This is a genomic window from Mycobacterium sp. TH-M25 (assembly GCF_057473665.1).
In genome coordinates, this window is record NZ_JBYCLA010000014.1 from 1 (window position 1) to 10,391 (window position 10,391).

Sequence of the window (10,391 nt, forward strand, 5' to 3'; positions counted from 1 at the left end):
TCGCATCTCGTCGTCGGTCATACCGGTGGTGTACCAGTTGAACGACGGCGAGAGGTTATACGCCAGCATCTGGTCGGGGTAAACGGCGTGGATCGCGTCGGCGAACTCGCGGGCGTCAACCAGGTCCGCCGTCTTGGTCTCCATCCAGAGCAGGTCGGCAAATGGAGCCGCCGCAAGCGATTTTGCGATCGCATACGGAATGCCGCCGCGAATCTGGTAGTAGCCCTCCGGTGTCTTGGCCAACTCGCAGTCCCACGCGACGTTGACACCCAGCTCCTTTGCCTTCTGCTGCGCGGTGTAGAGCGGCGCGCGATGGGCGAACTTACGCCACTCATCGGCGCTCATCTGCTTGGAATCGCCTTCGCTCTCCGCGAATTCGAGCAACTCTGCGACCGCCTCGCCGTAGGTCAGCAATCCGGCGTCGAGTTGCCACGCGTCGACGAACTTCGACTCGATCTCATCGAACACAGCGTCGACAGACTCCTGCGCGTGGTCGGGCGACGCGGCCGCCTTCGTGATGAGCTCCACGATGCCATTGCGTTCCAGCCACGAATCGGCGGCGGCGTATTCGCCTTCGGGCAGTGCATAGAGCAGGTGGCCGTTGAGTTCTTTGAACCCGGACTCGTAGAAGCGGCGGACCATCGCCAGGAAACAGGACTTGTACGACGGGATCTTCAGGTTCGTGGTGCCCAGCAGGAACGGCTGGTCGCGCTCGTCGGCGCGGCTGTCGAGCAGGTTGGCCGCCTCGGCGTCGGTGCGGGCCACGATGATGCCGGGCACCCGCATGATGTCGAGCTGGAAGCGGGCAGTGTTGAGGCGCTTGATCTGCTCATCCGACGGCACCAGAACCTTGCCGCCCTGGTGCCCACACTTCTTGGTTCCGGGCCGCTGGTCTTCGATGTGATATCCGGGCACACCGGCCTCGACGAATCGTTTGACCAGGTTGCGCACATGCGGGTCGCCGCCGTGGCCGGTGTCGGCGTCGGCGATGATAAACGGCCGGTAGTCGACCGCGGGCGTCCTCTTCCGCTGTTCCTCGCTCATCCGCAGGCGCAGATACTGCTGGTTGCGGTCGGCGGTCAGCAGCGCGCGGACCAAGCCGGCAGCTTCGTCGGGCACCTGCGACAGCGGGTAGCTGGCCAGGTCGGGTCCGGGATCCTCGCTGATCGAACCCTTGGCCGAGGTCGCCCATCCGCCGAGGTAGATGCCCTCGATGCCCATCCGCTTCATCGTCACGGCCTGGCCGGGCGAGTACGGGCCGAACGTGGTGATGCTCTTTGTCTGGGCAAACAGTTCGCGCAGCCGCGGATAGAAGGCCTCGGCGGCCTCCCGCGCGACGATGTAGTCCGACGGAATGGTGCCGCGCTGCTCGACGACCTGGCGCGCGGAGTAGAGGCGGGTGATTCCGTCGAAGCGAGGGCTGTCGAAATAAGCCTGGGTTGCGGCTACGTCGCTGTCGAACGTCCGCTGCGACTCCTGCGCGGACGGGGTCTGCGCCGCTGTATCCGCTTCGATGGTGCTCATGTTTTCTCCGCTCTGTGATTCGACGTCGTCCCGATTGAGCCCGTTGGTGAGAGTCTATGGCGGTCGTACACCGCGACGTTTCAAAATCGACTCTCTGTTGCGCTCGGCAGCAGCCGGCATACCGCCGGCGAGGTGCGGCTGAACTACAGGCTTCATCCGCGCTGAACCGGAAAAATATCGGCACAGTCAAATTTGACCGACATCGGGCCGCCCGCTCCGATAGGCTCACCTCGCGCGGCGACGTGGCCGCACGTGAGGGGAGTGCAATGAGGTCTTCGCGAACGGCGGCCGCGCCGCATTCCCTGACTGCGGCGTTGCCGCCGAGTCGCACTATGCAGGTTCGCTCGGCAGACGGAACTCGCCTGCACACTGAGGTATTCGGTCCCAAAGACGGCTATCCGATCGTTCTCGCGCACGGCATCACCTGCGCGATTCGGGCGTGGGCCTACCAGATCGCGGACCTGGCCAACGATTACCGGGTGATCGCGTTCGACCATCGAGGTCATGGTCGGAGCGGGCTTCCGCGCCGCGGCAACTACAGCCTCAGCCACCTGGCCGCCGACGTCGACGCGGTGCTCGATGCCACATTGGCGCCGGGGGAGCGCGCCGTTCTCGCCGGACATTCCATGGGCGGCATGGCAATTGCCGCCTGGTCAGACCACTACCGGCAAAAGGTCGCGGCCCGGGCGGACGCGGTCGCGCTGATCAACACCACGACCGGTGACTTGCTGCGTGAGGTGCGACTGCTGCCGGTGCCACCGCCGTTTGCTGCGGCGCGGATTTTGGGTGGGCGCGCGCTGATCAGCATTTTCGGTTCGCTCACGGTTCCCCCCGGCGTGCAGCGGGCCAGTCGGGAGGTGGTGTCGATGCTGGCGGTCGGTGCCGACGCAGACCGCGCGGTCGCATCGCTGATCTTCGAATTGTTCAGGGCCACGTCGCCGGCCGGCCGGGGCGGCTGCGGCAAGGCCCTTGTGGAGGCGATGGGGCGCCGCCACATCGACCTGACCGGTTTGACCGTGCCGACGCTGGTCATCGGTAGTCAGCGCGACCGCCTGACACCGCTGGTTCAGTCTCGCCGGATCGCCGCCGCGGCACCGGACCTGGTGGGTCTGGTCGAGTTGCCCGGTGGCCACTGCTCGATGCTGGAACGGCCGCTCGAGATCAACCGGGAACTGCGCGGGCTGGCCGACTCAGTGCGGCTGCGGCGCGCCCAGTAGGCAATACGCCCAGTAGGCGATTTACTCAGTAGGCGATGTACTCAGAGGCGGGCAGCAACCTCGGCGGCGGCTCGCAGGCCAGAACGCACAGCCCCATCGAGGAAGCCGGTCCACTCGTCGGCGGTCTCGGTACCGGCCCAGTGGATGGGTCCGACCGGGTGCCGCAGCATCGGTCCGAAGCGTGTCCACGAACCTGGCGGCACTGCGGCCGTCGGGCCGCCAGGTGCGAATTCTTCAGCACCCCAACGGTGTTCGACATAGTCGATCGGCGTGCGGGCCTCGTCTCCGAAGATCGTCGCGAAGCACTCCAGTGCGCGCTCGCGTCGCCGGTCGCTCGGCAGCGCATCGAAGCTGCGGGAGTCGACGAAACCCAGCAGAATCCCTGGACCGTCGGGTGCGGGGCTGACGTCGAAGGTGATGAACACCGGGCCGGTGTCGGACAGCGATTCGCCGGAAAAGCCCTTCGCGCGCCAGAACGGGTAAGGGTAGGCGGCGTAGGCCTTGCTGAGCCGGCCCAGCGGCCAATGCGTCGGTAACTGTCGGTGCTCGGCGGGCAGCGCCGGATGGAATTCGATGACGTTCCAATGCTCGGGCGGAACGGCGACGATGACGAATTTTGCATCAGCGCAGCCTTTTTCGCTGGTAACCGCTACCCCGTCGGCGTGGCAGTCGATGCGTTGGACAGCGGCGTGCAGCACGACGCGATCACCGAGTTCGGCCGCCGCGGTCTCGGCGATATGCTGGGTGCCGGCCGCGAACCGGTCCTGCTGGGCGCCATTTTCGACGTCGAGCATCCGGTCCAGGCCACCGGCGGCCCGGGCGTAGCGGGCCGCGTGCAGCATCGACACGTCGTCGGGCTCGCAGCCCCACGTCACCCGCGCCATGATCGCCAGCAGGTCACGCGTGGTGGCGCCGGCCCGCACCGATCGCAACCACTGGCCCAGCGACTGGCTGTCCAGCCGGGCGGAGCGTCGTGCTGTCCACGGCTCGGCCAGCGACACGCTCTTCGAGATGCGCTCGAATTGCCAACGCACCCGGCCGAGATCGAGTAGGCCGGCCAACGACAGCCGCGGGATGGTGCCGCTGTAGGAACGCACCGCGCCGCGCCAGCGAATCAGATTGGCGCCGTCGTGGTACGTCGGAACGGTCGCGATGCCCAGGTCTGCGGCCAATTCGAGCACGGCGTCTTGGGTGGGCCCCACAAAAGTGCCGCCCATGTCCACCGGGACCCCGGCGATCTGACCGGTGTAGGACCGCCCGCCGACGCGGCCGCGGCCCTCCAGCACCAGCACCTCGTGGCCAAATCGGACCAGTTCGCGGGCAGCGGTGAGCCCGGCGAAACCGGCGCCCACGACGACGACGTCTGCGGTCCAGGTGGTATCGGGCATGCCTTTCAGTCAACCCCATCGATGCTGCGTAATGTCAGGCCCGGTGAAAGTCTTCGCAGCTTTATACGGCCTGGCCGACGCGGCAGAGCGCGCTCGGGAGCTTCGCGACGCCGGTGCCGCGGGTGTCGCCACCTTCGAAGGCCCGCATGACGTGTTCGCGCCGTTGACGCTGGCCGCAACTGTGCCGGGGCTGAACTTGATGACCAACGTGGCGATTGCGTTCCCGCGCAATCCGATTCACCTGGCCCATCAGGCCAACGACCACCAGTTGCTGAGCTCCGGCCGGTTCACACTCGGGTTGGGCACGCAGATCCGCGCGCAGATCGAGAAGCGGTTCGGCGCCGAGTTCGACAAGCCGGTGGCCCGGATGACCGAACTCATCGCGGCGCTGCGGGCGATATTCGCGGCGTGGAACTCCGGGCAGCGGTTGGACTTCCGCGGCGACTACTACCGGCACACCTTGATGACTCCGACCTTCAACCCGGGGCCGAACCCTTTTGGACCACCACCGATCTACGTCGGTGCGCTCGGCCCGCTGCTGACCCGTGCCGTCGCGCAGCACGCCGACGGACTGCTGGTGATGCCGTTCGGTTCGAAGCGTTTTCTGCACGAGCACACCATGCCGGTCGTGCGTGACGCGCTGGTAGCGTCGCACCGGCAGGCCGACGACCTGACCGTGCTGCCCGAGATCATCGTCTCGTCTGGTGACACCGACGCCGAAATCGAAGCAGCGCACGCGCGGACGCGGGCGCTGCTGGCGTTCTACGGATCGACGCCGGCGTATCGGCCGGTGCTGGCCGCCCACGGCTGGCAGGATTTGCAGCCCGCACTGAACACGCTGTCCAAGCAGGGCCGCTGGGCGGAGATGGGTGGGCTCATCGACGACGAGATGCTGCACACCATCGCCGCCTGCGGTACACCCGCCGAGGTGGCCCGACACGTCGGGGACCGGGTCGACGGTGTCGCCGATACTGTCTGCCTCTACCAAGCGGCTCCGCTCGGGTTGCAGACCCTGTCGGCGATCATCGACGAATTACGTTAAGGCGCAACCGTCAACCAGTCTTTGAAGCCGGACGGGTCGTGCCGCCCGAGCGCGCCGTGCTCGTAGAGGCCCCAGCCCTCGACCGGTTCGCCGTCGCCGTCGCGGCACACGGCGCGCCCGACATGGTCGATGACGCCGAAGCCTGACCGGCCGATGATCGCCGGATCGGTCATGTCGTAGGTCAGCCGTTCGGTGAACTTCTCGCCTTTCCACATGCCATGCAGCCAATCGGAGTCGCCGCCATATCCGCCGCCGACGTGAATCGGCACCGGCAGTTTGGACTCGACGTCGACATGAACCGGCGTGCCGTCGGGCCTGGTCGCGTCGATCGTCGCGCCGGTCGGAATACGCGTGCCGGACCGGTAGTGAATCTTGACCCGCGGCCAGCCGAGTTGTTCGACGCGGCCGTCGCGCCAGATTCGGGTGCAGTCGTTGAGCGAACGGAACCCGTCGGGCTCCTCCTGGATGATCAGCACGATCGCGAAGTCCTCGAAGGCGATCGGCACGTAGAGCCACCACATGCCTTCGAACGGTGGGTCGGCGGGCCGTCCCGCCGGCTCGGGCTCGCCGATCGGGCGGATGCCCCAGGACCGGTCGCGGCTGCCGATCCAGGTCGCTGGATCGACGGGAATCTCCTTGCCGTCCAACATGATCCGACCGCTCCAGCTGCCGAGTTGGGCGAAGCGCTGCGCGTCCAGGGTCACCTGGTTACCGGAGCGCATCAGGTGCGGTTGCTCCTGGACGACGTCGAACAAGCCTTCCCAGGTGAGATCGGCTGCGATGCCTTCGGTTTCGTCGAGAGTGATGCGCAGCTTGTGTAGCGGATCGATCACCTTGACGCGGTAGCCGTTGACGTGCTGGTTGAGCCGGTCGGAGTCGATGGCATCGGACAGGTGCACCGCGGTCTGGGTGTCGCCGCGGCGGATGAGCAGGAACGCGTCTTTGACCCCGAGGTTGGGGTAGTAGCCGATGCCGCTGATGACGAAGATGTCCCCGGTGCGGTCGTGGGCGTTGAAGTAGGAGCGATCGTAGAAGTTGCGGTCCGAGGAACCCGGCCAGGCGATGGGTTGGGGGACTTGGTGAACCGGGAACTCGTCGAGCGGTCCGAGTGCATGGGGCATTACTGATCCTCTCCGATGAGGCCCTCACCGATTAACCTTCGCATCAGTCCCGAGTGGTAGAACAGCGACTCGACGTCGTCGGGCTTTTCGGTCTCGCCGAAGTGCACCCGTCGCGCGCCGGTGCGCATGAAGACGCAGGCCCACATCACCCCGGAGTAAACGTAAAACCAGTGCAGATCGCCGATTTCGATGCCGGTGAGCGATTGGTAAGTGGCGCGGACGTCGTCTTCGCGCATCACCCCGGGCAGGCCTTCCAAACCCGCGAGGCCAGCGAGTTCTTGAAAGACCAGGTGCGCGAAAATCATCCACGCAACGTCGAGCTCGCGCGGCCCCAGCGTCACCATCTCCCAGTCCAGCACCGCCACGGGTTTAAAGTCGCGGTAGAGCACGTTGCCCACTCGGGCGTCGCCCCACAGCAGCACGGGTTCACTCGCCGCCGTGTCCTCGGGCCAGTTGTTCTCCAGCCAGGTGAATGTGCGTTCCAGCAGCGGGGATCGGCCGATGTCGGGCACCGCGAAGTCGTACCACGACCGGACCCAGTTGACGTGCTTACGCAGCGCGGTATCGCCAGTCTGTCCATCAGCCAGGAAGCCAAAAGTACTCTCGGCATCTGGAATTGAATGTAACGATGCCAGCACCGAGACCGTCGCGTCCTGCAGTTCACGCTGGCGCTCGGCGGGGGCGTCGGCCAACCAGTTGCCGCCGAAGGTGTAGGGCATGACGTCCGGCGGCACCTCGCCGTCGACGTAGTCCATTACGAAGAACGGCGTGCCGAGTACCTCGCCCGTCTTTTCCAGCCAGCGCACTCGGGGCACGGGGACGTCGGTCAGCTCGCCGACCGTGCGGATCACCTCGTATTGGTGGTCAAGCCGATACGTCGGGAACACCTGGACATCCTCGGCGGAGGGCGCCACTCGGGTCACCAGCTTCTGGCTGACCGGCGTGCCGTCCTGATCCCAACGTGCGGTCACGATGATCGTCTCCGACGACATGCCGGTGGAGTCGATACCGCTCTCCACGGTGATCTCCGGCGCAGCGCCGCCCGGGAGCACCGTCGACAACCACCGCGACATCACCGCGGGCAGCGTCGTAACGTCGCGGCTGGACCGCTGGAGCTTGTCGACTTGATCGAGGACAGGTTCGTGTGGCACAGAGCGCCTCCTTCGTGAGGCAATTACGATACGGTGGGTAGCGTTATGAAAGCAGACCCATCCGCAGTTGACAAGGCCGCGGGCGCCGGGCGGCCGCGGGACCCGCGTATCGACGCTGCCATATTGACGGCGACCGCGGATCTGCTTGTGCAAATCGGCTATTCGAATCTGACCTTGGCCGCGGTCGCGGAGCGTGCCGGCACGACGAAGACGGCGCTGTATCGCCGGTGGTCGAGCAAGGCCGAGCTGGTGCACGAGGCGGCGTTCCCGGTGGCGCCGACGGCGCTGGTGGGCCCGACCCGGGGGATGGCCGCTGAACTGCGGGCGATGATCGCGGCGGCGCGCGACGTCTTCACCACTCCGGTGGTCCGTGCCGCGCTGCCCGGTCTGATCGCCGACATGAGCGCCGACCCCGAGTTGAACGCCCGGGTGATGTCGCGGTTCGCGGGTCTGTTCACGGCAGTACGGACGCGACTGAGCGAAGCGGTCGACCGGGGTGAGGTGCATCCAGATGTCGACCCGGATCGGTTGATCGAGCTGATCGGCGGGTCGACGCTGTTGCGAGTGCTGCTGAGTCCCGACGGACCGCTCGACGACTCATGGGTGAACCAGGCGGCCGCAATCCTCGTGCACGGCGTCACCCGCGATGTAGGGTCGGGGCGGTGACGGGACGACTCGATGGCCGCGCCGCGATCGTCACTGGCGCCAGTCGCGGGCTCGGCCGCACCGAAAACGTCTGGGACGAAAGGCTTCCCGGCACGATCGGGGAGACCGTCGCTGAGATCGAGTCGGCCGGTGGGCGCGCGGTTGCGATCCGCGCAGACCTGCTCGACCGCGACGACATCGCCCGGCTGGTCGACCAGGCCCGAGATGCCTTGGGCCAAGCGATTATGACGCCTGGCCTTTCGTACTACGCCCGCGAATTCGAGGAGGTTTCGACGGCGCAAGAGTTCGCGCGTGCGGTCGCAGAGCTGTCACGGTTGAGTCCGACGGTGGTGACCGGTCGGACGATCGGGCACTTGCAGGTGTTGGACGGAAGTCTGCGCGCATTCGAGACTTAAGCGGCCTCCTCAGGCGGGTCAGGGTCGCCGCGGAGTAGCTCGTCGGGATGGTGAGCGTGATTGACTTCCGGCGGGCCGCTGCCGTCGGTCCAGCCCAGCCGGCCGTCCTTGGTGACAACCGTGCGGGCCTCGCCGCGGCTGACCATTGCATGATCCGGCCCGCACAAAAAGTAAAGCTCGTCCGCATCGGTGCGGGCCCCGCGGGCCCAGCCGTCCGGATGATGAACTTCGCAGCGATAGCCTGATTCGAGACAATTCGGGCGTGTGCAGCCGCGGTCGCGGGCGTAGCAGATAAGTCGCTGGTCGTGTGTGGCGAGGCGCTTCTGACGGCCCAGATACAGCGGCCGCTCGGTGTGGTCGTCGAAAACAGCGAGGTAATGAATTGCGTCGGCGGCCATGCGGATGAGATCTCGCATCGGTAATCGCGACCCGCCACCGGTTCTCGCGGGCGCGGCAGCCGCATTGGTGAGTTCGGCCAGCGTCGTGGTGACGACGACAGTGACCGGGTGGCCGCGGTGCACACCGAGCCCGCCGGATTCGATCGCGGCACGGAGGCCGAGCTTGAGCGCATCGTGGCAGCGCTGTGCAGGGGTGCGGTCATCGCGTGCTTCGGAGTCTGCCTCAGGCTGGTGACGGCCTGGGCGCACCGCGGCTTCGATCGCCTCGAAGTACGCGCGGGCTTCGGGGTCGAGTAAACCGGACAGCCGCGACATCCCATCGGGCCCTTGAGCGCCTAGGCGCACCCCACGGCGACGGGCGCGGTCCTCGTCGCTGAACAGACCGTCGGGATTGAGGTAATCGGCGATGCGCTCACCCAGCTTGGCGACGAGTCCCGCGTCGACGTTGGTTGCGTGCTTGACCAACGTGCGCTCCGCGGCCTCGACATCGACGGGTGATACGCGTGCCGGCAGCACATCGATTGCGCGGCATACCGATCGAATGTGGTCGTCACCGACCTTTCCCAGCTCGACGGCGGTTGCCAAGTGCGGCAACTCGGGCCCCAGCGTCTCGCCGGTCAACGACCGTCGCGGCCGGATCCGAGCGGCAAGCTTGAACCGGCGGGTGAGTTCATTGGGCGTGACCCGCAGTCGCCGCCACAACATCGCTCGCATTTGCGCGATCGATGCGACCTCGTCTGGCGGCTCGGCGATCTCGGCGAAGATGCGGTACATCAAGCCGCGGTTGGTGCGCTGCTGCGTCTCCAAGCGTTCGGCTACGTCGACGCGAAACCTGTTGCCCGACAGGTCCGACGGCGTCGCGCGTAACAGGTCGTGGGCAGCGTCGATCGCATCGAGAGCGGTGTTGATCCGTTCCCGTGCCTCGTCGGCGCTGACCGCTGATCCCATGTCTTGAGGGTACGAATCGGCCCGACAAATCCGTCGAGGCCGGCGTTCGCGGGCCCAGGCCTGTGGATGAACCGCCAACTGTGGATAACTCACATGCTGGCGCGGCCCACCGAGTGCACGGCCTGGGCGATCCCGTCGGCCAGTGCCGCGATGTCGTCGCCGGCCAGCCCCGAGATGGTGATCCGCATACCCGGCGCCGTGCCGATCCGGAACCGTGCGCCCGGCGCGGCGGCCCAGCCGGAGTTCAAAAGCCTTGTGATGGAAGTGGTTTCGTCGGGCACCGGCACCCACACGTTCAGTCCGGACCTGCCCTGCGAGGCCACCCCCCGATCGGCCAGCGCCGCGCGCAGTAGCTCACGGTTGCGGCTGTAGACGGTCTCGGCGTCCTGCACCTTCTGGACGGCCGCCTTGTCGCGCCACAGGCTGACCGCAAGGTCCTGCAACAGGTGGCTGATCCAGCCTGGGCCCAGTCGCAGCCGGCCTTGCACCCGTTCGATCGTGCGCTGATCCCCGGCCAACAGGGCCAGGCGCAAGTCGGGGC

The 10,391-nt window shown here is 66.6% G+C and carries 9 protein-coding genes and 1 pseudogene; 4 read left to right on the top strand and 6 right to left on the bottom strand.

Annotation, left to right across the window (positions count from 1 at the left end):
- Positions 1-1,524: isocitrate lyase/phosphoenolpyruvate mutase family protein (locus AC2VOU_RS00465; protein ID WP_486955583.1), on the bottom strand; the 1,524-nt coding region annotated here is incomplete at its 3' end.
- 266 nt (positions 1,525-1,790) lie between these two features.
- Between AC2VOU_RS00465 and AC2VOU_RS00470 the strand changes: the two genes are divergently transcribed.
- Positions 1,791-2,741, top strand: a complete 951-nt coding sequence (locus tag AC2VOU_RS00470) for an alpha/beta fold hydrolase (protein WP_486955584.1) — start codon at positions 1,791-1,793, stop codon at positions 2,739-2,741.
- Between the two features lie 41 nt (positions 2,742-2,782).
- On the opposite strand, the gene AC2VOU_RS00475 is transcribed toward AC2VOU_RS00470, so the two are convergent.
- The gene (locus AC2VOU_RS00475; RefSeq protein WP_486955585.1) at positions 2,783-4,129 is read right to left on the bottom strand and encodes a flavin monoamine oxidase family protein; all 1,347 of its coding nucleotides are present in this window, start codon (positions 4,127-4,129) and stop codon (positions 2,783-2,785) included.
- Positions 4,130-4,172: 43 nt separating this feature from the next.
- Between AC2VOU_RS00475 and AC2VOU_RS00480 the strand changes: the two genes are divergently transcribed.
- Positions 4,173-5,171, top strand: a complete 999-nt coding sequence (locus tag AC2VOU_RS00480; protein ID WP_486955586.1) for a TIGR03617 family F420-dependent LLM class oxidoreductase — start codon at positions 4,173-4,175, stop codon at positions 5,169-5,171.
- Here the strand turns inward: AC2VOU_RS00480 and AC2VOU_RS00485 are convergent.
- Both AC2VOU_RS00485 and AC2VOU_RS00490 read right to left on the bottom strand, forming a co-directional pair.
- Positions 5,168-6,292, bottom strand: a complete 1,125-nt coding sequence (locus AC2VOU_RS00485; RefSeq protein ID WP_486955587.1) for an Rv3169 family protein — start codon at positions 6,290-6,292, stop codon at positions 5,168-5,170. The two genes, AC2VOU_RS00480 and AC2VOU_RS00485, sit on opposite strands and share 4 nt — an antisense overlap.
- Positions 6,292-7,443, bottom strand: coding sequence for a phosphotransferase family protein (locus AC2VOU_RS00490; protein WP_486955588.1), 1,152 nt, complete (start codon positions 7,441-7,443; stop codon positions 6,292-6,294). Before AC2VOU_RS00490 ends, AC2VOU_RS00485 begins: the two co-directional genes overlap by 1 nt.
- Before the next feature lie 45 nt (positions 7,444-7,488).
- Between AC2VOU_RS00490 and AC2VOU_RS00495 the strand changes: the two genes are divergently transcribed.
- A complete protein-coding gene (locus tag AC2VOU_RS00495; RefSeq protein WP_486955589.1) occupies positions 7,489-8,109 on the top strand; it encodes a TetR/AcrR family transcriptional regulator in 621 nt (206 codons plus the stop codon).
- Complete coding sequence (locus AC2VOU_RS00500) at positions 8,106-8,504, top strand: hypothetical protein (RefSeq protein WP_486955590.1); 399 nt, start codon at positions 8,106-8,108, stop codon at positions 8,502-8,504. The genes AC2VOU_RS00495 and AC2VOU_RS00500 overlap by 4 nt, the downstream gene beginning before the upstream one ends.
- Here the strand turns inward: AC2VOU_RS00500 and AC2VOU_RS00505 are convergent.
- Together AC2VOU_RS00505 and AC2VOU_RS00510 are read right to left on the bottom strand one after the other, a co-directional pair.
- Entirely contained in the window at positions 8,501-9,850 is a 1,350-nt protein-coding gene (locus AC2VOU_RS00505) for a 13E12 repeat family protein (RefSeq protein ID WP_486955591.1), read from the bottom strand. The genes AC2VOU_RS00500 and AC2VOU_RS00505 overlap by 4 nt on opposite strands.
- Positions 9,851-9,939: 89 nt before the next feature.
- Positions 9,940-10,391, bottom strand: a pseudogene (locus AC2VOU_RS00510) (aminotransferase class I/II-fold pyridoxal phosphate-dependent enzyme); the annotation flags it as partial.

Excerpts from the sequence above, each read along its gene's own strand:
- AC2VOU_RS00470 (WP_486955584.1), top strand. The coding sequence starts at position 1,791 with ATGAGGTCTTCGCGAACGGCGGCCGCGCCGCATTCCCTGACTGCGGCG.
- AC2VOU_RS00475 (WP_486955585.1), bottom strand. The coding sequence starts at position 4,129 with ATGCCCGATACCACCTGGACCGCAGACGTCGTCGTCGTGGGCGCCGGT.
- AC2VOU_RS00485 (WP_486955587.1), bottom strand. The coding sequence starts at position 6,292 with ATGCCCCATGCACTCGGACCGCTCGACGAGTTCCCGGTTCACCAAGTC.
- AC2VOU_RS00495 (WP_486955589.1), top strand. The coding sequence starts at position 7,489 with ATGAAAGCAGACCCATCCGCAGTTGACAAGGCCGCGGGCGCCGGGCGG.
- AC2VOU_RS00505 (WP_486955591.1), bottom strand. The coding sequence starts at position 9,850 with ATGGGATCAGCGGTCAGCGCCGACGAGGCACGGGAACGGATCAACACC.